The organism is Candidatus Zixiibacteriota bacterium (assembly GCA_018820315.1).
Classification (GTDB): Bacteria; Zixibacteria; MSB-5A5; order JAABVY01; family JAHJOQ01; genus JAHJOQ01.
This window is the reverse complement of the sequence record JAHJOQ010000027.1, coordinates 1-24,529: the sequence shown is the minus strand read 5'-3', so window position 1 is coordinate 24,529 and position 24,529 is coordinate 1. Positions and strand designations below refer to the sequence as shown.

Sequence of the window (24,529 nt, the reverse complement as noted above, 5' to 3'; positions counted from 1 at the left end):
CACTCCGACTTACCTGCTCTTGAACCATTCCTTTATCAACCTTTTTCCATTCTTCCCCCAGATCAGAAGGGGGGTACCTTTTACGTTCCGAGTCCCAGGCCGTTGAAGTTATACTGTTGCGCTCAATTGGAATGTAACTTATCTTCCGCACATGCTAGAGAATCTCCGAACACGTATGCCAGGCTGGCTGACGTTGCTGATACTCGATACGATCGTCCTGCAGGTAGCCTTTTTCCTGATATTCCTGCTGCGATACAAGAGCGATTTGCTTCTCTCCGGAGCGGAGGGGGAATCTGTCCAGTTCGTTTCGTACATAGTCCCGGATATCCTGATAACCGCCTGTTGGATAGCGGTTTTTGCCCTGTTCAGGTTCTATCGGAAGGAGCCTGTTCAGTGGCTGTTTGAGGAGGTCACGAGAGTAATTTCCGCAACGAGCCTTGGAATGCTCATTCTAATCGTGCTCCTCGTCGATTTCTCCGATCCACTTGCCGAGTTGCGTTATCCCGTCTTCATGTACTGGGGAGTCATTCTGATTCTGCTCATAGCAAATCGCATGTACTATTTCCGATTTCTGATAGCAGGTAGGCATATGTCGGATGTGGAATTTCAGAGAATGATGACAACGCAGCGGCGAGTGTTTCTGATTTTTTTCGATCTTGCTGTCATAGTGCTCTCATACTGCGGCGCGTTCCTCATACGGTTCGGAGGCGAAATTCCGCGCACCGAGACCAACCTCATGGCAAATACTGTCTTTGTTGTGATAATCATAAGGTTTGCGATGTTTGCGTATTTCAGAGTGTACGCAGGCCTTTACCGTTATGCCTCGATCAATGATCTGATTCAGATTCTTAAGGCCGTGACCGCTGGTTCTGTGCTGCTTCTGCTTCCTGTGTATTTCTTCCGCATTCCGATATTTCCGCGATCGATATTTGTGATCGAATGGCTGCTGCTGGTGGTTCTTGCAGGAGGGCTGAGATTTGCGTTAAGAGCAGCGAGAGAAGTGATGCCCTCGATTCTGAGGCCGGGCAAGCGGACTCTGATCATCGGTGCAGGCGACGCTGGAGAAATGATAGCGCGCGAGATTAAGAGTTGGAAGGAGTTGATCTATCAGCCGATTGGATTTGTCGATGATGATCCGGCCAAGAAGGGCCTGCGGATCCACGGCATACCAGTGTTGGGCGACCACAATGAACTGGAAAAGATAGTCGAAAGGAAGCACATTTCGCAGATAATTATTGCTATCCCATCGGCATCGAGTAAGCAGATGCGAGGCATACTGGAGAAGTGTCGCAATACGAAAGTGAGTTTCAAGACCGTGCCGCCTCTCAAGGATATTCTCGATGGAAAAATATCGATGCAGCATGTGCGGGATATCCGTGTGGATGATCTGCTGGGAAGAACACCGGTGAATCTCGATGAGGGTGTGATCAAGAAGTTCATTTCCGGTAGACGCGTGCTTGTCACAGGTGCGGCGGGTTCTATCGGGTCCGAGATTTGCAGACAGACCTCACGGTTCGATCCTGATTCGCTTCTGATGCTGGATCGCGCCGAGAACAATCTGTATAAACTCGAGATCGAACTCAAGTCGAACTTTCCGAATGTGCGCAAGTCTGCCGTGATTGCAGATGTCTGCGATGCGGATAAGCTTGACAAGATCATGCTGGATTTCCAGCCGGATGTGATCTTCCATGCAGCTGCATACAAGCAAGTTCCTCTGATGGAGTTTTTCCCGGAGGAGGCAGTCAAGAATAACGTAATCGGAACCAGAACCGTTGCACGTGCTGCCATCAAACATAAGGTTGCAGCCTTCATCATGATCTCGACGGATAAGGCGGTGCGGCCAACATCTGTGATGGGTGCATCGAAGCGTATCGCCGAGATGATGGTGAACTTGTTATCGAAAGATGGAACGACAAAGTTTGTCACTGTTCGTTTCGGCAATGTGCTGGGATCTGATGGCTCAGTAGTCGAACTCTTCACGAACCAGATCGCAAAGGGCGGGCCGGTGACAGTAACCGATCCGCGTGTGATGCGCTACTTCATGACGATTCGCGAGGCGACATTGCTTGTGATGATGGCCAGTTCGATCGGTTCCGACAGTCAGCTGGTGGTCCTGAAGATGGGAGAGCAGGTGAAGATTGTCGATCTTGCCAAAGACATGATAACCCTGGCCGGACTTACACCCAATGAGGATATTCAGATTACATATATAGGCATGCGGCCTGGCGAAAAGCTGCATGAAGAGCTCTTTATCGAAGATGAAGGCATGCTGCCATCAATGCATCCGAAGATAATGATAGCGCAGACTACAGGTTCGGAGAATGATAGACTCCTCGATGACATCGAAGTGCTTCATGGCCTTGCCCTGGAGATGAAGCGTGAGGAAGTCGTCGATAAGATACGAGAAATCGTGCCCACATTTACACCGACACGGCAACCCCTCGAGAGTTAGAAGATATAAGGAGTTGGTATGCTCGACGCCAAATTCATACGCGAAAACAGCGATCTGGTAAAGGAAGCTGTCAGGAACAAGAATGAGAAGGCGGATGTCGACGCATTTCTTGATCTCGATCAGAAGAGAAGAGAGTTGACCACGGCAGTGCAGGAGCTTAAGGAGCTACGTAACACTGTCACCGAGGAGATCGGCAGGAAGAAGAAGTCCGGTGAAGATGCATCCGAAGCAATCACAAGGATGCGAGATGTTTCGAAGCGTGTCTCTGAGATGGATGATTCGATTCGTGATGTCGAAGAGAAGTTGCTTCAGCAACGTCTCTGGATACCCAATGTACCACATGAGTCAGTGCCGATAGGTCCCGATGAATCGTTCAACGTCGATGTTCGCTCGTGGGGTGAGAAACCGGTCTTTGACTTCGCTCCGGCGCCACACTGGGAATTGGGTGAGAGGCTCGGCCTGTTCGATCTGCAGGCGGGTGCCAAAGTGAGCGGTTCCGGGTTCATTCTCTTCACCGGTTCAGGAGCTCGTCTGGAGCGCGCGCTGATCAATTTCATGCTCGACATGCACACCGTAAAGCACGGATTTACCGAAGTCTCTCCGCCGTTTGTCGCCACTGATGAATCGATGACCGGCACCGGTCAGATTCCGAAGCTTGCGGATGATATGTATCGAGTAGAGGATACCAATCTTTATCTCATTCCCACCGGCGAAGTCCCCGTCACGAATATCCATCGTGACGACACAATCGCGGGAGAGGACTTGCCTGTGAAGTATGTCGCATATTCGCCGTGCTTTCGCAAGGAGGCAGGCGCTCACGGCAAGGATACACGCGGGCTGATACGTGTCCATCAGTTTGACAAGATCGAGATGGTGATGTTCTCCCGCCCTGATAAGTCGTGGGATGTTCTTGAGGATCTGGTCACATACGCCGAGGCAGTCCTTCAGGCGCTTGAGCTGCCCTACCGTGTGAGAACACTTGCTACAGGTGACCTTTCGTTTGCGGCATCGAAATGTTATGATCTTGAGGTCTTCGCCGCAGGTGTCGATAAATATCTTGAAGTGTCGTCCTGTTCGAATTTCACTGATTTTCAGGCGCGCCGGGCAAATATCAGATTCAAACCCAAAGGCGGTGGGAAGTCACTTTTTGTGCACACGCTAAACGGATCGGGGCTGGCACTTCCGAGGACAATGATCGCACTTGTCGAGAACCATCAGACCAGCAAGGGAACAGTCAGAGTCCCCGAGGCCCTCCGACCGTATCTCGGAGGAGTAGAAGAGATTACTTGATGAGGTTCTACCTTGCCAGAAAACTCCCCGCGGGTTATGCAGCAGTGCCGCTGCCGTACAAGCTGTTTATGCTGTTCGGTGTCATTTTCATAGCCATCGTCTTCATATACTACACACAGCTCGTTGTCAATCAGCTCAAAGAGAAAACGAGACAGGATGTAGAGCTTTATGTCGGCCTGTATCAGGTCGCGCTCAATGACGAAACTTCGGGTATCGCGACGAATCTCATTTTCGAGCGCGTAATTAGCTCGGTCAGTTTTCCCATAATATTCGCAGACGCAGACCTCGAGCCACAATACTGGAAAGAACTGGAAGGCGTTCCTGACGGAATGGCCCCTGATGCTGATAGCGCATCGCTCAGGAAAGTCAGGGCGGTGCTGGCTGATCTTGCTGCTCAGGGGAGGTCGGTGGAAATCGTGTCCAACAACAGGCTGTTTTATCGCATGTTCTACGGCGATCCTAAGCTTGTCAGGCAACTGCAGCTTATGCCTTTCGTCGAGGTCAGCGTAATTGCAATATTCATACTTGTCGGTTTCATGGGATTTCGCAACATCAAGCGCTCTGAACAACGGAACATCTGGGTCGGCATGGCAAAGGAAACGGCACATCAACTCGGGACTCCACTGTCGGGGCTTCTGGGATGGCTGGAACTTCTTCGATCAAGACTTCCTGCGGAACCGAATGTAGGCGAATCTGAGGACTTGCCGACTGCGGAAATACTTAGCAGGATGGAAGCCGATATAAACCGCCTGGAACGGATCGCGAATCGTTTCTCGCTGATCGGTTCCACTCCGGCTCTGACTAGCGTCGATATGGACGATATCCTGTCGGACGCAGTGGAGTACTTCAGACGGAGGCTTCCTCACAGCGGAAATGGACTCAAGATCTTATTTGAGAGATATAGCAGCAGGTTTGTGAAAGTCAACAGGGAGCTCATAAGCTGGGTGTTCGAGAATCTGATCAAGAACGCACTCGAAGCGTGCGACTCTGTCAGTGGCGTGGTTCAGATCAAATCTGATATATGCAATAACGGGAAGACCGTTTGTATCGAGGTTGTGGACAATGGTCGTGGGATGAGCCCCGCCGAAGTAAAGAAGGTGTTTCAACCGGGATATACCTCGAAGAAGCGTGGCTGGGGTCTTGGATTGACTCTGGCTCACAGAATTGTCGAGGAGTACCATCGAGGCCATATCTTCGTAAAGGACAGTTCGCTCGGCAATGGAACGACATTTAGAATTGAATTGCCGTTGGCAGATGACAGCAATGCAGAGTCATAATCGAAAGGAAATAGCATGAATGTCAGGGACGTGAGCAGGCGGATACTTTGGGTCGATGACGAAATAGAACAGCTTCAGGCACACATCATATTTCTTCGAGAGAAGGGATTCGAAGTTACTCCTGTCTCATCTGGTGACGATGCTATCGCCATTGTTGGAAAAGAAGATTTCGATCTGGTGCTTCTCGATGAAATGATGCCGGTCAGGGATGGCCTCTCCACGCTCGAGGAAATCAAGGAACTGCGGCCCAACCTGCCGGTCGTAATGGTCACCAAGAGCGAAGAAGAGGATCTCATGGAGCAGGCAATCGGCAAGAAGATAAGCGACTATCTTACCAAGCCGGTGAATCCATCTCAAGTTCTTCTCGTAATCAAGCGCCTTCTCGACACGAAGAAGATTCGCGGGGATCATTTGACGAGGGACTATGTCCAGTCTTTCAACAGAATGAACCAGAGGCTTCTTGATCCGATGGGTTGGTCTGACTGGATCGATGCATATAGACAAATGTCGACATGGGAGCTGGAAATCAGCGAGTTCCGAGATGTGGGACTCGCACAGACGCATTCCGGTCAGCGAAAGGAATGGAACGCTGAATTCGCGAAGTATATAGAGAAGATGTATCCGAGATGGCTTAAGAGCAAAGAACGCCCCGATCTTTCGGTGGATGTAGTATCCCAGCACGTTATCCCGCACTTAAAGCAGAATCGGCAGGTGTTTTTCATTGTTGTGGACTGCATGCGCCTTGATCAGTGGATGATTATTCAGCCGATCATCGAGGAGTACTTCACCGTAGATCTCGATTTCTATTGCTCGATACTGCCGACTGCTACGCCATTCTCGCGAAATGCCATTTTCCTGGGGGAGTTCCCCGATAAGCTTCACGATCTCTATCCCGATTTATGGGGCAGAGGAGCTACAGAGGAATCCTCGCTCAACAAACACGAACCGGAACTCATGAAGCTTCAGCTTGAGAGAAAGAAGATCAAGCTTAAAGGCGAGCCGATGTACTCAAAGGTCCTCGATGCCGCCGAGGGAGACAATCTTGCACGAAAGATATCGACCTATCAGCATACTCCACTCATGTCGATGGTTTTCAACTTCGTCGATATTCTCGCTCACGGTCGATCCGAATCTGATATCCTCAAGGAGCTTGCTCCAAATGAGACGGCGTTCAGGTCGGTCATGAAATCCTGGTTTGAGCATTCATCCCTGTTCGAAATCCTCAAGTACCTTTCGACAATTGATTGCCATGTTGTAGTCACGACAGATCACGGCTCAGTGATCGCGGGGCGTGCAAGTCTGGTCCGGGGAAAGAGGGAGGCATCGACGAATCTGCGCTACAAGTACGGTGACAACCTTAATTGCAATCAAAAGGAAGTCATCTTTGTGAAGGACCCTGCAACATATCGCCTCCCTAAGTTCGGGATTTCGACCACGTACATTTTCGCGCGAGAAGACTACTACTTTGTCTATCCTACTCAGTACCATCATTATGAATCTAAGTATGCTGACACTTTCCAGCATGGTGGTGTATCGATGGATGAAATGATTCTTCCGGTTGCGACCCTCAAGCCGAGGCGGTGATCATCTGGTGACACTCGATAGAGTCACAAGCAGTCCCTCAGAGACGGTGAAACTGGGGGAGAGGCTGGCAAAAGAGCTTGCAGGCGGTTTAGTGGTTGGTCTTGTAGGCGAACTCGGAGCAGGCAAGACTGTGCTCATCCGCGGGATTTGTCGAGGACTCGGTTACAACGGTATCGTAAGTTCTCCCACATTCAGTCTGATGAACATCTACTCCGGAGATGTCCAAATTTACCATTTCGACTGGTATAGACTCGATGGCCCCTCAGATCTGGATGATCTTGGTTTCGAGGAGTACGCATCCAGCAAGAAGGGAATCTGCCTGATCGAATGGGCTGACAGGATTAGTCAAGCGATTCCACCGGAGGCAATTCTCATCCATCTTGAAATTCTAAGTGACCATGAGCGAAGGATTTATTGTCCCAAGTGAGCCTGTCTGCCTCATAGTGTTTAATTGACATCCGTTTTGGCATTTTCTATATTTGGATATGAATATTCTGGCGGTAGATACTTCTACTACTGAGTTGGGTATCGGCATAGTCACCGGAAGTGGTGACGAGTATGCTCAGAGGTGGAAGGAGATCGGGCATTCTGAACCGCTGTTTCCCAGGATAGGATTCGTTTTGGATCGGGTCGATCTGGGGAGTGGGGAGATCGATCTACTTGCGGTTGTAAGCGGTCCCGGCTCATTCACCGGATTGAGAATCGGAATGGCGGGGCTTCTTGGGTGGGGGGTATCGGTTGGAATCCCGGTTCAACCAGTCGACACATTCGCTGCGATGAGGGCATCACTTGTGGATGTGACGTATCCGTTGCTTGTTGCAATTCACAGCAGAGGGGATGAGTTCTATCTGCAGTTTTATTCATCTTCAGGCGATGCGGCAGAGCCGTATGTGGGAGGGGTCGATTCAATTGTGGGACAAGTCTCCGGGGACTGTCTTGTCTGTGGATCAGGCGCCGAGAAATTTGTTGAACTGGCAGCCACGGTGATAAGAGATCGATTCAGACCTGCCCCACTTGAACTGCGCACGCCGAATCTGATCTCAGTCTGCCGCGAGGCAGAGAGGACGTTTGACGGCAAAGCGAACTCGGATTACGACGCAGAGCCATACTATATGACACTTTCACAGGCGGAAATCAATTTCGAGAACAATACAAGTAGAGATCTCTGAGATGAGTTTCGACGACCTTGATGATGTGTGCAGGATTGAGAATGATACATTCACCGATGCATGGCCGAGGTCGGTATTCGAGGATGACATCAAAAGCGAGATGACATACTGCCCGGTTGCCAGGAACGCGTCGGGAGAACTTGTGGGTTATGCCTGTCTGATGCTGTTTGCGGACGAAGCTCATCTGACGAACATCGCGACATCTCCGCAGCAGAGAGGCAATGGTATCGGAACGCAAATGATGGATCACTTGATCGAAAAGGCAAAGGCCACAGGCTGTCATGCGATGTTTCTCGATGTGCGAGCTTCCAATAGTGCGGCGATCAGCCTTTACAATAAGTACAGATTCTCTGAATTGTATCGACGGAAGTTGTATTACCGCAATCCACCGGAGGATGCAGTCGTGATGGTCCTCCCTTTAGGGGAAAGGAATTCCGATGGTTGAGTGGTTTAGGAAGTCGCGAGAAGGCCTCATATCGCAGTCAAAGAAAGACATTCCTGAAGGACTCTGGACTAAGTGTCCCGAATGCGGAGAGGTGATTTACGTCAAGGAACTCGAGAAGAATCTGAATACATGCAGTCACTGCGATTATCATTTCAAGTATGCGAGCAAGGAATATATAAAACTGCTGCTCGATGACGGCAATCTTGAAGAGCATGACATGGCTTTGATTTCGGGGGATCCGCTCAAATTCAAAGATTCGAAGAAGTACCCAGACAGGATCAAAGCGGCGCAAAAGAAGACCGGGCAGAATGATGCGGTGATATGCGGCATCGGAAGAATCAACGGCAGAGAAGTCAGCTTTGCAATCATGGACTTTGCTTTCATCGGCGGTTCGATGGGATCGGTCGTGGGGGAGAAGATTGCCAGGACGATCGAACGTGCAACATTGAGGCGCATACCGCTCGTGATAGTCTCTTGCAGTGGTGGCGCGCGCATGCAGGAAGGGATTCTTTCTCTGATGCAGATGGCCAAGACAAGCGCGCTTCTCGCGAGACTGGACGAAGTAAAGGTGCCATATATTTCTGTTCTGACTAATCCGACGACTGCCGGCGTGATGGCGAGCTACGCCTCTTTGGGTGATGTCATAATCGCTGAACCAAAAGCCCTTCTCGGATTCGCCGGGCAGCGGGTTATCAAGCAGACTATTGGCGCCGATCTGCCTCCCGGATTTCAGAGTTCAGAGTTTTTCATGGACCATGGATTTCTTGACAAAATCGTGCACCGTCGCGATCTGAAGCGCATTGTCGGTGGACTTCTGGACCTGCTGAATTGAGATGAAGTATTCCGAAGCGATTGGCTTTTTACTGAATCTCGAGCTGTTCGGAATCAAACTCGGACTCACCAATATCACGAAATTCCTGGACAGGCTGGGGAATCCTCAGGAGAGCTATCAAACAGTGCATGTTGCCGGCACCAACGGCAAAGGCTCAACTGTGGCGATGATCGAGGCGATGCTGGTGGAGAACGGTTACAAAGTAGGGAAGTACACATCGCCCCATCTCGTCGAATATCGCGAAAGGTTTCGAATCAATAAACAGAAACTGTCTGAAGAATATGTCGCCGGTTTCGTTGCAGATCATAAAGAATTCATTCGTAGCGAGAGAATCACATTCTTCGAAACCGCCACAGCGCTTGCACTACAGTCATTCAAGGATGAACAGGTTGACTTTGGTGTTGTCGAAGTGGGACTGGGTGGCCGTCTCGATGCTACGAACGTTCTCATGCCCGCTGTGTCGGCGATCACGCAGATTGCACTTGATCATCTTCATGTCCTGGGGAACACGCTCGAGAAGATCGCGGCCGAGAAAGCAGGCATTATCAAGGAGGGCATCCCGGTAGTGACATCGGCGACCGATGAGACTGCTCTTGCTGTTCTATCTCGTACCGCCGCCGAGCGGGGTTCATTGATGATGAGGCTGATCCCGGATGATCATTACAGAGTCATCGAGACAGCAATCGGTCACACGCGGTTTTCCTATTCCAGCAACGGTGACAAACCGATTGAATACACAACGAATATGCCGGGTCGGCACATGGCCGAGAATGCATCACTCGCTTTGCTTGCGCTCGACACGCTCCACAAGTCTGGTGCAGTCGATCGAGTTTCGGCAAACTCCCAAGGATTGCGGAACGTCCAATGGCCGGGACGGTTTCATATGATTGAAGGCCGTAGGAAGCAGATTTTCGACGTCGCGCACAATCCTCACGGTATGAAGGCGCTTGCTGACACACTCGACTCGCTATTTCCGGGGCAGAGGTTCGTGGTTGTGTTGGGAGTATTGCAGCGACCTGATTTTGAGGACTTTTTCGCGCAGCTTGCCCGCTTCACGCGATATTTGGTGATCTGCAGGCCGGTAACTGACCGTGCAGCCGAGATGGAGGAGCTGGTGCGCAACGCCATCGCTTTCGGACTTGAGTTCGCTGTTATTGAGAAGTCGATTGAGGCATATGAGCTCGCAGTCGAGCGCTCCGGCGACGATCCGAATATCGTTATTACAGGATCGCACTATACACTTGGCGAAATATATGCTTATCTGGGAATCGCGCCGTAATCGGTAACACATACTATGTGAACGGTCGATGAATTAGATATGAAGGACAAAGGACGAAAACAGGACAACGTAGTCGAGAGGGAACCGGCTGATCCCCAGTTGCAGCTCAAGTTCGATGCAAAGATCGATGAGCTGACGCGCACGAACAAGCGCCTCAAGCGGAAAATATTCGATCTCTATACAATTTTCGAAATATCCCGGCACCTGAACACGGTGCTCAAAACAGATGACCTGCTTGACGCAATAATCCTGACAATCATTGGTCAGATGGGTATAAATGGCGCGGCAATATTTGTCCGCTCTGACGAGAATCATGAAGAATTCGTACTGGCACGGCACAGGGGCATTTCGCTGAAGGATGGAGCCGATATCAAGTTGAAACGGAGTGGCTGTCTCATAGAGCATCTGTCAAAAGAGCAGAACCGGGCGTATGATTTCGACGAACTCGTGCGAGACCTTCCAGACTGTGACAATGTGGAAGTGCTGGCCATGTGCGAGTGCGAGCTGGTTGTTCCGATGAGTCTGAAGAATGAGATTTGCGGATTGCTGCTCGTGATGTCGAAGATTTCAAAAGTGCCATTTTTTGAGGATGATAGAGATTTTCTGATGATTCTCGCCAATCAGCTCTCCGTATCGGTGGAAAACGCACATCTCTTCGAGAGTGAGAAGAACGCCTATGATGAGCTTCGCAAAATGCAGGAGCAGCTGATACAGACAGAGAGACTCGCGGCGCTTGGTCAGCTATCCGCTCGCGTTGCCCATGAGGTGAATAATCCACTTGGAATTATCAAGAACTACCTCGAACTACTCGCTCGGGAATCGCAGAAGTCAGATTCTTCGACTGAGTTTGTCTCGATTGTACGAGAAGAGGTTGATAGAATCGCGAGGATTGTCCGGCAGTTGCTGGATTTCTATCGTCCCGATTCGGGAGACATCGTTGAAACTGATGTGAGACGGGTCATCGATGAGACTCTGCTGCTGTTCGGGGGACAGCTCGAAGAGAAGCGGATCAGCGTCACCAGAAACTATAGCGCAGAATTGCCTCCCGTGATGGCCTCACCGGAGCAGCTCAAACAGATATTCCTCAATCTGCTCATGAACTCCAAGGATTTCACACCTGAGTGCGGGACGATCGTCATTTCACTTGAGTCCGATGGCCTGCATCTGTCGATTAGCATCCATGACAGTGGCAAGGGCATTCCTGAGAAGGACCTTGTAAGCATCTTCAAGCCCTTCTTCACGACACGGAAAGGGACATCAGGGACTGGTCTCGGACTGGCTGTTTGCGAGAGTATTATCAGGAGGCACAAAGGCACGATCACGGCCTCGAATCATCCGGACGGCGGGGCGGATTTCATCATTCGGCTTCCTATAACAGGGAACGGAGTTTCAGATGGTTGATCAGGCAGCGAAAATCCTCGTAGTCGACGATGAAGTGCGGATGTGCGACAGCCTTTACGCGCTTCTGACGAGCATTGGTCATGAGGTTGAGACCGCCTTCGACGGTGATTCTGCCTGCGAGAAGATCGCCACCACATATTACGATGTCGTTTTGTCGGATATCAAGCTTCCGGGGAAAGATGGTATTGATGTGCTTCGCGCCGCCAAAGACAAAGATCCCCACTCGGTAGTAATTCTTATGACTGCTTATGCTTCGCTTGAATCTGCGATGCGAGCTGTCAGCGAAGGCGCGTATGACTATTTGCTGAAGCCGGTTGAATTCTCGCATCTCAAGCTCGCTGTTGACAGGGCAATCGACAAGCGGCGGTCCGATAGGGCCCGCGAGCAGCTTGTGAACGAATTGCAGCAAAAGAATCATCTTCTGAAGCGCAGAATCGCAGAGATCAATGCTCTCTATCGAGCAGGCAAGTCGCTCTCTACGACGGTCGAACTTCCGGAACTTCTTGCGCAGATAATCAATCTTGCGACCACGGTAATCGGAGCCGCAACCGGATCAATTATGCTCCTTGACAGAGACAGCAACGAGTTGAGGATACAGGCAGGTCTCGGAGTCGACAGGCAGGTTATGAATAACACCGTTCTGCCGCTGGGGTCGTCTATTGCAGGATATGTCGCGCAGTCAGGCAAGCCGGTGATGGTGGAAGATATCGAGAAAGACCAGAGGTTCAAGAGAACAGCAAAGGATCACTATCAGTCCAAATCCTTCCTGTGCGTGCCGCTGAAAATCAAGAACGAAATCCTGGGGGTCATCAATCTGACCGATAAAAAGGGCGATGAAGTCTTCGGTCGCCAGGACATGAAACTTCTCACAACTTTCGCTTCACAAGCGGCAATGGCTATTGACGACGCTAACCACTATGAAGATGCTCGCAGAAAACTCAAACAGTTCGCTGTTCTGTACGAGATTGCGTCGATGATTCCGGCGATCGAGAGATTTGACAGAATGAGCTCGTTTATCCACGAGTCAATAAAAGAGATTATACCTTTGGACTTCTCAGTCTGGATGTCATGGAATAACCGATCGAAGAAAATGGTCGTCACTTTCTGGGAAGGATGGGCTAAGGAGTCTGCGGCAGAACTGTTGCAGAGCGAGATCACACTGACTGACAGCGAAGTCTCCAGCGGACCGGAGAGGACATCGAAAGTCAGGGATTTCATCAAGAGCAATCTTCCCGAAGGTGAGAGGATCGCCGCATTTTCATCAGTCCCGATTTATGCGCAGGGTATGCTGCACGGCCTATTCTGCCTTGGCAGCCTCACCGAAAAGGTGTTTGCAATCGATCACGAATATATCTCCTCAATTATCGCTTCTCAGGCGACGTCCGTATATGAGCGGCAACGGGCTATTCTGAATGCTACCAGACTGATGACCATGGGAAACATGATGTCGGAGATCTCGCACGATCTCAAGAAACCGCTGACGAACATCAGAGGTAGTCTTCAGGTATTAAAGGCACGCATCAGCAAAGAATCCAGGGACGTAGAAATCATCGACATAGTCGATCAAGAGTTGCTTCGGCTTTCTCAGCTCGTCAGAGAACTGGTCGATTTCTCCAATCCAAACAAGTACCAGATGGAGAAGAGGAAAATCGAAGACGTTCTGCTGCAGGTTTTGAAGTTGGTCGATACCGATGCCAGAAAGCGGAATATCGAGTTCGATTCCGACTTCGCCCCCAATCTGCCGGCCATATCGCTTAACTACAACGAGATGATAGAGATCATGCTCAATCTTGTCATGAACGCTTTTGATGCGATCAGGGGGGAGGGGGGCAAGGTCCGATTCATCACGTCACTTTACAAAGATCCGGATGAAAGCAAGGATTATGTCCGGGTTGAAGTGGTCGACAACGGAGTCGGCATTGAGCCAGAGGATCTGGATAAGATATTCGAACGGTACCACACAAGTAAAGAAACGGGAACCGGACTTGGGCTCGCCGTTGTGGAACGTATCATCATGGCGCACAATGGCAAAGTGAATGTCTCTTCACGTGTCGGTAAGGGGACATCGTTCTTCGTAGATTTGCCTGTCTAACCCGTCCCAGCACAATAGGTTGGTTTTTGTTGACCATTGGCGGTTTTTAGCGATATTCAATTGCATGTGTTTGCAGGAAATACGCATGCAAATGCTTAATTTTCGGAACCTTGAGCCGATAAGTTAGTTTAGATAGATGCATCAAAGAGGTTGCAATGAAACAAGATAGAGTGAAGCTGCTGATCATAGACGATGATCCGAAAGTCTCCTGGATACTCTCCGAGGGGCTGGAGGGAGATTATGAGATCCTGACAGCCAGGGATGGAATCGAAGGAATTCAGATTGCCTCGACTGATAAGCCGGAGTTGATCTTGCTCGATATCAAGATGCCCGGCATGAGCGGACTTGAAGTCCTCAAGAAGTTGAAGAAGTCTGACCTTCCGTCAGATGTCATCATGCTGTCCGGTCACGGTGAGACCAAGTATGTCGTCGAGTCTATTCACAATGGTGCTGAAGAGTTCATCAACAAGCCCTTTGATGTCAAGGAAGTCGAAATTCATCTCCAGTCTGTTCTGGAGAAGGCACGGCTCAGAAAGGAACTGCGCCGGGTCAACGAGGAATTAAGGGCGAAGTCACAGTACGATGCATTTATCGGCGACTCTCCCAAGATACTCGAAGTCAAGAATTTGATCGAACAGGTTGCTGACAGCGATCTGACAGTGTTGATTCGAGGTGAGTCGGGTACAGGCAAGGAGATCGTTGCACGCATGCTGCATGAGCTGTCGTCACGATCGGCCAATGCATTCTCCAAAGTCAATTGCGCCGCCATTCCGAGAGAGCTTCTTGAAGCAGAGCTTTTCGGATATGAGAAGGGCGCATTCACTGGTGCTCACAAGACCAAACCGGGACGATTTGAGGTCGCAAACAAGGGGACGATGTTCCTCGATGAAATCGGCGACATGCCACTTGAGCTCCAGTCGAAACTTCTGCAGGTTCTCGAACAGCAGGAATTCGTCAGAGTCGGCGGAGTCAACAATATTAAGGTCGACCTGAGGATCATATGTGCTACAAATCGTGACCTGGACGTGGCAATTTCCAACCAGCAGTTTCGTGATGATCTGTTCTACAGGCTGAATGAGATAACCATCTATCTACCACCCTTGCGTGAACGCAGGGATGACACCCCGCTGCTGGTAGAACATTTTATGAAGAAATATTCTACACTCTATAAGAAAGAACTCCAGCCTCTTTCGAGGGAAACGATTTCGATGCTTGTCGAATATGACTTTCCGGGCAATATTCGTCAACTCGAAAATCTCGTCAAGCAGGTCATAGTCCGGGAAGATGAAGGCATTGTGGATGATTTGCTGTTGAGGGGCCAGAAACTCCAGCCCGCGAGATCATATCAGCCGGCATCGCAGCTCCAACCTGTTGCTGCTGGATTCGCTGCTGAGGCTGAAACAGCCTCACAGCCGGACTATTCCTTGAAGAAAAGAATATCCAGAGCAGTCGCCGTAGAAGAGAAACGGCTGATCTCGGAGGTGCTGACTAAGGTCAATTGGAATAGAAGAAAAGCTGCAGAAATCCTCGAGATAAGTTACAGGTCTCTTCTTTACAAGATCAAAGAGTACAGAATCAACGAGATCGAATAGCCGAACCTATGCAGAAATTGTGAATCCGATTGCGCAACTTTTGAACAGTTGGTTGATTACATAAGCTGTTCTCTATCCCAAGAAATCTGATATCGTGCAATTCTTCAAAGGTTTCGATGACTCTGTATACCTGAGTCGGATGCCGCACTCCTGAAGGCACAGTAGTTGCTGTCTTAATATTACTTGGCTAAACGGGCGGGAGGTTCGGTGTTTTTTTCTGACGCTATCGGCGGTTCATCCAGTGAACTCGACAGAGTGATAACAAATCACAATGATTTTGCATCAGTTGTGCGCCACGAGTTGAAGCGATCTGAGCGTTACTGCTCGTTTGTGTCGCTTATGACTCTGCGTTTGGCCGAACTCGCCGATCGCCTCCAGAAGAAATTTCCAGCCGACAATGTCAAGGCTGAAGAATTCATAGCCCGGCTCTGCAATGTTATCAGGGCGACAGTCCGCTCGACTGACGTTGTCTCGCGGATGGATCGTGATAGGATTGGGTTGCTGCTTGCCGAGACTCCCCGCGAGGGAGCCGTGACGCTTGCCAGCCGGCTCTCGGACAATCTTTCCGGCTTCCTGGACAAGACGGGAGAGCAGACATCCAAAGTTGATGTTCTAATCGAAATCGGGTCGTTTCCGGGCCCTGATCGCGAGACTATCGAGCAGATGCTCAAAGACTTTGTAAACTAATTATAGTCACTCCTGTTGACAGTCTGATTGTGCTTTCGTATTATCGTGTACTTCGATTGGAGCGCGATGAACGAAATCGGCAATAGCGACTTATTATTTTCTCTGGAAAATGTGAGCTTGGATGGCGAATCCAGACCTGTGCTCGATTCCGTCAATCTCCATCTCCAACCGCGGCAACTCTATCTCATAGCAGGACCATCCGGAGGGGGCAAGACCAGCCTGCTCCGATTGTTGAACGGGCTCGTGTATCCTTCATCGGGGAGTGTCAGGTATCTTGGCAAAGATGTCTGTGATTACAATCAGCCATCTTATCGGTCCGAAGTAGTATCTATATCCCAGGAGCCGGTGATGTTCCCCGGAACGGTGAGCGACAATATCGCCGTTGCATTCTCCTACGCATCGAATGCCTCAAAGAAAATGGATGATGTCGAAGTGCTACAACTGATGGACGGGTTGGGGCTTAGCAGGGAACTGTTAAAGCAAGATGTTAATATCTTGTCAGGTGGCGAGAAGCAGCGGGTGGCCTTAATACGTTCTCTGATTCTCTCGCCGGAAGTGCTTCTGGCCGATGAGCCGACCTCTGCGCTCGATCCGCATTCGGAGGAGAAAGTATTTGAGATGTTTGGGCGGCTCAAGGGGAGCCTGTCGCTTGTGGTGGTTTCGCACTCGACAAGATTCCTGACTCTGGCCGATGAAATAGTCCTCATTGCGAGAGGGAAGATCATAGAGAAGCGAAAGACGATAGACGCTCAGCAGTTCAAAGACTTCCTCGAGGATGAAGATGGGGGCAGGAATGGCTGAACAGATTGGAATGTACCAGCTTGCGGTAGCATACCTGATGCTGGTAGTTGTGTTCTTTCTTGCAATGTCGAACAGCCTTCGAATCAGCAGGGAACTCGTTGTGGCAACCCTGCGCATGACGCTGCAGCTTTTCGCTGCAGGTCTGCTGCTGAAGTACGTTTTCAAGATTGATTTCTGGCTTGCTTCGGTGGCGCTGATCGTCATCATGATTGCATTCGCCGTCACGGTCGTCCTTGGACGACTCGAGATTAGGGTGAAGCGTTTGCCTTTGATTCTGTTCGCATCCATGGGCATCGGCAGTCTCTCGGTGCTCGCCATATTTATCTTCCTGGTAATCGGTCGCGAGCCGTGGTATGATGCGCGCTATGTTTTGCCGCTGGGAGGAATGATTATAGGAAACTCCATGACTGCCTGCGCGCTGGTCACCGAGCGATTCATCGCTGAAGTCATCGGCAAGAGGGACCAGATCGAGACCAGTCTTGCTTTGGGCGCAACCTACAAAGAAGCTTCGATGACAGCATTGCGTACGGCCTACCGCGCCGCGCTCGTGCCGACAATTGCCTCAATGACCGGGATGGGAATCGTCCATTTGCCTGGCATGATGACCGGGCAGATACTTTCCGGAGTCGAGCCGATGCTGGCAGTCAAGTACCAGGTCGCGATCATAGCCGCGATACTTGCCGCGGCAGCGTTGAGTTCGCTTGTGATGCTCAATCTGCTGAGAAGCAGACTATTTAACAAATGCCATCAGATTGAACGTGCCGTCTGAGTCTTCTGCAGGATGCGACACGAACGTCCGGGAGTATTAACCGGCAGGCTGGATGCCTGCCGGCGTCAAGAGGAAAGAGCCAAGGGCTTTTCTTGTTCAGTCGTCCCCTGCGAGCTTCAGAATCAACTAAGATTGAAGTCCGACGGCGCGGTGCTGATTTCGTAGATTACCGCAAACGTCATTGAGCTCCGCAGTTCGAACTCAACCACGCCCTGTGAATTCGGAAGACCGGTCGTGACTTCGTAATACTTGTCTTCGACCAGCCTGTACAGCGTGAATTTTGCCTTTGTCGAGTACACTGAAGGCGATTCAATGTCGGTTTCGATACCGAGCTGGAACGCTCCGAAGAGCGCGATGCTGATTGGTGTGAATTCATAGATCTCAAGGTGCTGACCCATCTTGTTCACACCTTTGCTGGCTGATACGGAGACGATTTCATCCGCCAACATGAATCCTGAAGGGAATGTGACCGTGCGATCTTGTCCGTCCAGATAGACAGTCACAGTGCCGCCAGCAGTGCCGATGATCTTCTCATTCGTGGTGGTCAGCACCGGTTCGTCGACATCAAACATGAGATTCAGGTTCCAGAATTCAGGATCGTCACCTTCATCATCTGGCGGGCCAATTTCATCTGCATCACCTGCAAGGATTCTTGATGATGCGGCTGGACAGCCGAGATTGTCATCCGAGCAACTGATGAGGATGAAGCTGAAGATTGCCATCAGTGCAAAAGCTGCGACGATTAGCTGGGAATGTGATTTCATGAATGTTATCCTTTCCTGAAAACAGTTGTACGAACAGATCGATACGCAAACGCGATACCACACGGCGCAAAAGGAGGTGGCGGATTATAAGTGTATGGCAATGGTTGACTTGAGTTCACGCCGCTCTGGAGACACTCATCTGTCGAGCGAGCCTTATCATGGGATTCCCCCAATAATCCAATGCCATACCGCCATAATAACACCAAATCAGCAGGAAAACCCCAGCGCCGCTGGTGACGGAATCTTGTGCCTGATCGTGCGGAATAATAATCTTGACACTGTGACGCCCTGCGATATCTTTGCGACGATGGAACTGGCAATCTCGACATGTTACGATTATCGCGTCAGCTTTGACAAATCGCTGGAATACATCCGCCATGCAGGGTTCGGTGTTGTGTCACTGGGCGGCAAGCTGAGTCACTCCGAATATCATAAGCCGGAGGGAAGGCGCATGATCTCGGATGTTCAGCAGCGAACCGGGATCAGGATAGACTCCATTCACGCACCGTTTGGATCGACCGCAGATATCACTCAGTCCGAAGAGGCGCTGCGTCGTTCGGCTGTCATGGATATCAAGAGGTGCATTGCTGCCTGCAAGGAGCTCGGAGTCAGGATTGCGATTCTGCATCTCAATTCCTACCGAACGGATGGAATATCGCAGAGAATGAAGAAGGTCAGAGAGAGTCTTTCGGAGTTGACGTCATTTGCGGGAGAGAATGGTGTCAAAGTTGCCGCGGAGAATCTGCCCGGTGACAACTCCCTGATAATTCTGAAATATGCACTCGATCTGTTCGGAGCCGATTGCCTCGGGCTCTGCTTTGACAACGGTCACGCAGAGCTGCATCCGGAAGCCTTTGATCTACTGGACAAATACCAGGATCGATTGCTCGCGCTGCATTTGCATGACAACGATTCTGTAAAGGACCTGCACCTGCTGCCGTTTGAAGGGAAATGCAATCTGCCGAACCTGGCTGCCCAATTGAACAAAGCCAGTTCGATTTGCCCGATAACAATCGAATCAGAAGTGACTAATTCAGTTCATAAGAACCCGGAGAAATTCCTTGCACAGGCGTATGAGGCAGGCGAGAAGTTCACGAGAATGCTCAAGACGTGAGTACTTCACCGTCGATAGCGCACAATCTCTGCAAATTACCTTCCACGGTTTTTTGCGTTGACAAATCTGATAGTATTGTTTTTGCTATGTGCACTTTGAGTCGTTCCGGCCGGTAAAGCTATTAATTGCATACAGGCCCGAGTTCATTAGAAATATTGGGGACAACAATCAATGAAGATTTCGATTTTCGGTTTAGGCTATGTAGGAACAGTGATGGCAGGGTCGCTTGCCTCTGCGGGGCATGAAGTAACCTGCGTAGACATAAGCCAGACTAAGATTGATCAGGTAAACGCAGGACGTTCGCCCATCCATGAAGCCCGCATGGAAAAACTGATATCTGATGCCTATGACACGGGACGGCTCAGGGCGACTTTCGACGCTCGTGCCGCTGTCCTGGATTCTGAGATGTCGATAATTACTGTCGGTACGCCTTCGAATGCCGACGGAGAGATCGATATGACGTTCGTAAAGCGTGTTTGCACGAAGGTTGGCCAGGTTCTTGCAAGAAAAGAGAGCTTCCATACGATCGTCATTAGAAGCACAGTACTTCCCGGAACCACCGAGGAGATGATTATTCCGATAATAGAAGCCGAATCGGGCAAGAAGATATTTATCGATTTTGACGTCTGCATAAACCCTCAGTTCCTTCGTGTCGGATCGCTGATCGATGACTTCAATAATCCTCCTTACATCCTGATCGGTCAGCAGGATGACAGGGCGGGTGATAGAGTAGCGAAGCTGTATGATGAAATAACTGCCGAGATAATCCGCACATCGATTCGATCTGCCGAAGCGCTGAAGTATTTGTGTGACGCATTTCACGGGGTGAAGATGTGTTTCGCCAACGAGATCGGTGCTGTCTGTAAGGGGCTTGACATTGATTCCCACCATGTTATGGATTTGCTGCGGAAAGATGAGAAACTGAATGTGTCGGGCGCCTATCTGTCGCCGGGCCCGGCGTTTGGAGGTCCGTCTATCGGCAACAGCATCCGCACTCTTCTGAAGACATCGGGGGTAAGAATGTCCGAGTTGCCAACGCTTGCCTCGCTGTCGAATTCCAATAACGCACACATCGGGCGCATTGTGAAGGCAATACTGGCCACCGGAAAGAAGAGAATCGGGCTATATGGTCTGGCGTTCAAGGCGGGCACTGACGACTTGCGGGAATCGCCGATGGTGAAAATCGGTGCTACGCTTATTGAGAACGGATGCGAGATTCTTGCTTATGATCAGGCTGTATCGTACTCAGATCTGTTGGATTCAAACAAGGATTATGTCGAAAGCATGATTCCCAATCTGCGCGATGTGCTCGCGGGGTCATTTGATGAGCTATTCAGTTGGTCGGACGTCATCGTGGTCGGGCATAAGGATGATCAGCTTGAATACCTTGCGACGCTCGACACCGACAAGATCATTATCGATCTGGTCAGGATAGCAGACGATGTGTCAGATGCCGGCGGCAACTATAGTGGAATATGCTGGTAATGGCTTAATCGGTTATCGACAGAAGTTTCTGAAAATGGGGCAGTCATGGGACAATCGCGGGTCATCGCACGTGTCATGCGTGCAATGTGTGTTCTCCTCTCGGCAATACTGCTGTTTCTTCTAATTCGCGCGTACAGCGATAGGGGCATGCTGTGGTTAGTGCCATACCTCAAATGGGAGTTCAGCACGCCGATTGATCGGGAGCAAATCGCGTGTCCACAGGATATTGTACTGGCCGTTGTATGCCCAATCACTGCCGAGACTGATACGATCGCAATGGAGCAAGGGCTCGACTCGCTCGCGGGAGTTATCTCTAATTACACGGACAGCGATTCGAGCATATTCAGGATCACTTTTGCGTCACGTGCAGATTCAACTCGGCTCAAGCTGCTAAGCGATTTCTGCAAGAGTGGATTGGGCGAAGTGGAATACTTGCTCCGGAGCGAATTCGATACTGCCTTTGATGCAGGACAGATGCTCGATGACGATCTGGACATCTTGAAGTCCTTTGGATGGGCCAAGACAGTCGATTCCGAGGTTTGCTTTACTGTGCTGCGAGAGCGTCCTGTCTCTCTTCGTCTGGATCGCGAAATCTGTTCGTCCTTGAGCCAACTGGCCGCTCAAGGTTGCTATTTTGACTTGAGCGAATCTGATCGCCATAGCACGAGCCGGTTAACCAGCGTTAATTCTATATATCTGGTGTCGACGCGGTTGGATGATGCCGGTTTGTACTCGGATAAATACGAACTTGTTGCCGGAAAACTCGGCAGAGGCAGATTACTCGTTATCGATAGCCCTTTATTGATAGACTGGAGCGACTGGCGAGATGTGTATGTGCCGTTTGTTGATGATGGCAAATTGACGCCTGGCATACTGGCAGATTCAAGACGAGTCAGTAGTTGGATCAGAGCCGATGTTCATGTGACAGGCCAGCCGAACTGGATATTTGTCAAACTTGTCATCGATAGCCTTTTGAATGTCGAACCCGCTTCTCACCTGATTGCATCAATTGACAGAATGCTCGAGTATCTTCAGAGACTACCCAACGATGGACAATACCGTGTTCACTTTGTAACCGCTCGCGAGATGTACAACATCGCTCGTGCCGCCGAGGCGGGCATGTCAGGAAATGCCGACGATTTCCGCGATTACCTGATCAAGCCATATAGCACGAGCTCGCGCTGATCTGGTTGAACCGAGATGATGAAGCAGAAGCAGTTTAGCAATCGGGAGTGCCGTCACCGTTGGTATCGCATGGTTGCGGACCACCGGTGAAGATATAAGAAATCAAGTACACGACATCATCGATATCGATGGCGCTGCTGCAATCGGCATCGCCTGTTTCGATGGGGACGGGAGGAGGGCCACCCGTAAATATATAGGATATGAGAAATACAGCGTCGTCAATGTCGATCTCTGTGCTACCGTCGGCATCGCCGCAGTTGGAAAAGCATTCGACAGTCCATGTATGCGTGTCCCTCAGGAGATTCTCCGCGTCGGTTCTGACACGTGAGGTTGTGTCCGTCACCTCGATGGTTACTTGATGAGTTCCACCGCATATTTCAGCGGCTTTAACAAGGTAATCCGTGGCATTCTCGCCGGGGATCGGCGAGCCGTCCATGTACCATTGAACAGCCAGATCGTGATAGGTCGGCGCCATTGGCTGGATGCTGAGGGTGATAGTGTCAATCTCCGCAAGCAGAATAGTCGTCTCAGTAGGTGAGTAGTACTCAATCGGAGAGAGACGAGAATATTGCGATATCACTAACTGCTCTTTGCATACTTCACAAAAGTCGTTGTACAGGTTTCGCATCTCGCAGGCCAACTCCGGTCGATACCAACCCAGCGGTTCATAGCACGCACCTTCGAATAATCCGACGACGTTTTGCCATTCCGAGGTCTCCGGAGTAGGAACAGGCGTGCTTGAAAGAATCCAGTTTGTCCACTTGATTAGCTCTCGGTTGGTTTCAGCAGTAGTGTTCGGTGATTCATACCCGTAGTAGCCGGGTGTGTAATCTTCGTATTCATCAGCGAGTTCCCCGAACGAGTGACCAAGCTCGTGCTTGACTATTTCCGGGGCAGCCGGGTGCGTGGAACTCAGAGCCATAACGCCGCCCGAGCCGCCATATTCAGAGTCATTGACCAGCAGGAGTATTATGTCATATTCGGGAATGAGCGCTTCGAGAAGATCATATACTTTTCCCTCGCCGTGCGAGTAAATGGGGTCATAGTCGTTTGGTGGGATTGTGATCAGACGCTGTATTCCATAGCTGTCATAAGTGCTGTTGAAGTATGTCTCCCGATAAATGCCAGAGAATGGATGGTCCGAGCCTGACTGCAGAGATGCGACGTAAATGGTGAAGACGTTGAAATAAGTGCTGTATTCGGAGAATGGTACTGTGCTATTGAGGAAGAAGTCCATCATATCAGCGGCATCTGCATCGAATTCGTCCGCTTCAAGTGCATTGTATCCCTCAGCAAGGATCACAATGTTAAGTCGCTTGTCGACCGGACCATTATCGACAATTTGATTCAGTGTCCCCTGTGACAGGGCGAGGGACGGATAGAGAGCCAGTATGCACGTCACTGCGGTTGCCAGGAGGGCAGAGATGGATAATCTCATCGCTCCATCTCGCTTTCGAGATTAAGCCTGATCTTGCCGAGGAGATTCCCTCGATCAACCGTCAGCTTGCCGTTCGACTTGTCGATTCGATAGAAGCTGATCGATTCGATCTCAATCCGGTGCGCGATTCGAACAACAAAGTCAGTTTCCTGCAAGCTGACCAGCTTACTCCTGAGCCTCCCCGGTTCATAGGGATCCTCGTATTCGAGGCGTTTCTCCAGAGGATTGTTGACTGAGCCATGCGCCAGGACAGATCCGTCACGTGATTCGACTTCGTAGTATATCTCGCCTCTTTGAGACGAATCTCTGCGTTCCTTGAGTATCCCCTCGACTGACCTGGCCCGGACGAGTGAGATGCCGGTTGAATCCGCATGCAGTGTGAGAAAGACGATATGCTCAGGGGCTGCACTCTCTCCAGCAGGCATATCCTTTCCGACAGCTACTGTGCTCAATGTCAGCAGCAGAATCAGCGCACAGATATATCCGATTGCCAATCTCATAATTCTACTCATTTCTCCATTTACCGCTCGCAGTAACAGATATCGACCTGAACCGGTCAGACATTTAGAATGTAGGCGAGATAGTGCATTTGGTCAAGTACAATAGGAGCCGACTCTTCATGATTGACAGGAGTTTGCAAAACGTTTATCATTCTCGAAACATCCGTGAGTGCTTGCATCTGTTGTTGAAGGAGAATCGGCTATGAAGAAAACATTTATGATAGCCGTGTTGGCTGTTATGCTTGTTCCGCACTACACTGACTGCCAAACGCGTTTCGGGATTGGAGTGCGCGGAGGGATTGTCGCGGATTACGATAATCCGGAATTCAGCTTGCCGCACAAGCTCGACATTGATCAGCTTACTGTCGTGGGT

21 protein-coding genes are annotated in these 24,529 nt (G+C 50.3%); 18 read left to right on the top strand and 3 right to left on the bottom strand.

The features are described 5' to 3' along the window. The first annotated feature begins 175 nt into the window (after nt 1-175). From KKH67_02415 to fetB, 15 genes are all read left to right on the top strand, one after another. The gene (locus KKH67_02415; GenBank protein ID MBU1318029.1) at nt 176-2,452 is read left to right on the top strand and encodes a polysaccharide biosynthesis protein; all 2,277 of its coding nucleotides are present in this window, start codon (nt 176-178) and stop codon (nt 2,450-2,452) included. Nucleotides 2,453-2,470: 18 nt separating this feature from the next. Continuing rightward, nucleotides 2,471-3,742 (top strand): serine--tRNA ligase, encoded by a 1,272-nt coding sequence (gene serS, locus KKH67_02410; protein MBU1318028.1) that lies wholly within the window; start codon nt 2,471-2,473, stop codon nt 3,740-3,742. After that, nucleotides 3,742-5,019: a HAMP domain-containing histidine kinase gene (locus KKH67_02405; GenBank protein MBU1318027.1), complete on the top strand. Its 1,278-nt coding sequence runs from the start codon at nt 3,742-3,744 to the stop codon at nt 5,017-5,019. The genes serS and KKH67_02405 overlap by 1 nt, the downstream gene beginning before the upstream one ends. Nucleotides 5,020-5,034: 15 nt before the next feature. Next, nucleotides 5,035-6,603 carry a bifunctional response regulator/alkaline phosphatase family protein gene (locus KKH67_02400; protein ID MBU1318026.1) on the top strand — a complete coding sequence of 523 codons (1,569 nt, stop codon included), beginning with the start codon at nt 5,035-5,037 and terminating at the stop codon, nt 6,601-6,603. 7 nt (nt 6,604-6,610) lie between these two features. Then, nucleotides 6,611-7,030, top strand: a complete 420-nt coding sequence (tsaE, locus tag KKH67_02395) for a tRNA (adenosine(37)-N6)-threonylcarbamoyltransferase complex ATPase subunit type 1 TsaE (protein ID MBU1318025.1) — start codon at nt 6,611-6,613, stop codon at nt 7,028-7,030. A gap of 52 nt (nt 7,031-7,082) precedes the next feature. Continuing rightward, a complete protein-coding gene (gene tsaB / locus KKH67_02390; protein ID MBU1318024.1) occupies nt 7,083-7,772 on the top strand; it encodes a tRNA (adenosine(37)-N6)-threonylcarbamoyltransferase complex dimerization subunit type 1 TsaB in 690 nt (229 codons plus the stop codon). 1 nt (nt 7,773) lies between these two features. After that, complete coding sequence (gene rimI, locus KKH67_02385) at nt 7,774-8,217, top strand: ribosomal protein S18-alanine N-acetyltransferase (GenBank protein ID MBU1318023.1); 444 nt, start codon at nt 7,774-7,776, stop codon at nt 8,215-8,217. Then, a complete protein-coding gene (accD, locus tag KKH67_02380) occupies nt 8,210-9,049 on the top strand; it encodes an acetyl-CoA carboxylase, carboxyltransferase subunit beta (GenBank protein MBU1318022.1) in 840 nt (279 codons plus the stop codon). Before rimI ends, accD begins: the two co-directional genes overlap by 8 nt. A 1-nt stretch (nt 9,050) precedes the next feature. Beyond that, nucleotides 9,051-10,328, top strand: a complete 1,278-nt coding sequence (locus KKH67_02375; protein ID MBU1318021.1) for a bifunctional folylpolyglutamate synthase/dihydrofolate synthase — start codon at nt 9,051-9,053, stop codon at nt 10,326-10,328. 39 nt (nt 10,329-10,367) lie between these two features. After that, nucleotides 10,368-11,729 (top strand): hypothetical protein, encoded by a 1,362-nt coding sequence (locus KKH67_02370; GenBank protein MBU1318020.1) that lies wholly within the window; start codon nt 10,368-10,370, stop codon nt 11,727-11,729. Then, nucleotides 11,722-13,821, top strand: coding sequence for a GAF domain-containing protein (locus KKH67_02365; protein ID MBU1318019.1), 2,100 nt, complete (start codon nt 11,722-11,724; stop codon nt 13,819-13,821). Before KKH67_02370 ends, KKH67_02365 begins: the two co-directional genes overlap by 8 nt. 155 nt (nt 13,822-13,976) lie before the next feature. Then, entirely contained in the window at nt 13,977-15,413 is a 1,437-nt protein-coding gene (locus KKH67_02360; protein ID MBU1318018.1) for a sigma-54 dependent transcriptional regulator, read from the top strand. Nucleotides 15,414-15,620: 207 nt separating this feature from the next. Beyond that, entirely contained in the window at nt 15,621-16,100 is a 480-nt protein-coding gene (locus tag KKH67_02355; GenBank protein ID MBU1318017.1) for a diguanylate cyclase, read from the top strand. A gap of 66 nt (nt 16,101-16,166) precedes the next feature. After that, nucleotides 16,167-16,901 carry an ATP-binding cassette domain-containing protein gene (locus tag KKH67_02350; GenBank protein ID MBU1318016.1) on the top strand — a complete coding sequence of 245 codons (735 nt, stop codon included), beginning with the start codon at nt 16,167-16,169 and terminating at the stop codon, nt 16,899-16,901. Continuing rightward, entirely contained in the window at nt 16,894-17,670 is a 777-nt protein-coding gene (fetB, locus tag KKH67_02345) for an iron export ABC transporter permease subunit FetB (protein ID MBU1318015.1), read from the top strand. Before KKH67_02350 ends, fetB begins: the two co-directional genes overlap by 8 nt. A gap of 122 nt (nt 17,671-17,792) precedes the next feature. On the opposite strand, the gene KKH67_02340 is transcribed toward fetB, so the two are convergent. Further along, nucleotides 17,793-18,434, bottom strand: a complete 642-nt coding sequence (locus tag KKH67_02340; GenBank protein MBU1318014.1) for a hypothetical protein — start codon at nt 18,432-18,434, stop codon at nt 17,793-17,795. A 94-nt stretch (nt 18,435-18,528) separates the two neighbouring features. Between KKH67_02340 and KKH67_02335 the strand changes: the two genes are divergently transcribed. From KKH67_02335 to KKH67_02325, 3 genes are all read left to right on the top strand, one after another. After that, nucleotides 18,529-19,548: a sugar phosphate isomerase/epimerase gene (locus KKH67_02335; protein MBU1318013.1), complete on the top strand. Its 1,020-nt coding sequence runs from the start codon at nt 18,529-18,531 to the stop codon at nt 19,546-19,548. 171 nt (nt 19,549-19,719) lie between these two features. Continuing rightward, complete coding sequence (locus tag KKH67_02330; GenBank protein ID MBU1318012.1) at nt 19,720-21,033, top strand: nucleotide sugar dehydrogenase; 1,314 nt, start codon at nt 19,720-19,722, stop codon at nt 21,031-21,033. Nucleotides 21,034-21,078: 45 nt separating this feature from the next. Next, nucleotides 21,079-22,218 (top strand): hypothetical protein, encoded by a 1,140-nt coding sequence (locus tag KKH67_02325; GenBank protein MBU1318011.1) that lies wholly within the window; start codon nt 21,079-21,081, stop codon nt 22,216-22,218. Between the two features lie 34 nt (nt 22,219-22,252). On the opposite strand, the gene KKH67_02320 is transcribed toward KKH67_02325, so the two are convergent. After that, nucleotides 22,253-23,656, bottom strand: a complete 1,404-nt coding sequence (locus KKH67_02320; GenBank protein MBU1318010.1) for a hypothetical protein — start codon at nt 23,654-23,656, stop codon at nt 22,253-22,255. Beyond that, a complete protein-coding gene (locus tag KKH67_02315; GenBank protein MBU1318009.1) occupies nt 23,653-24,168 on the bottom strand; it encodes a hypothetical protein in 516 nt (171 codons plus the stop codon). Before KKH67_02315 ends, KKH67_02320 begins: the two co-directional genes overlap by 4 nt. Between the last annotated feature and the right edge of the window lie 361 nt (nt 24,169-24,529).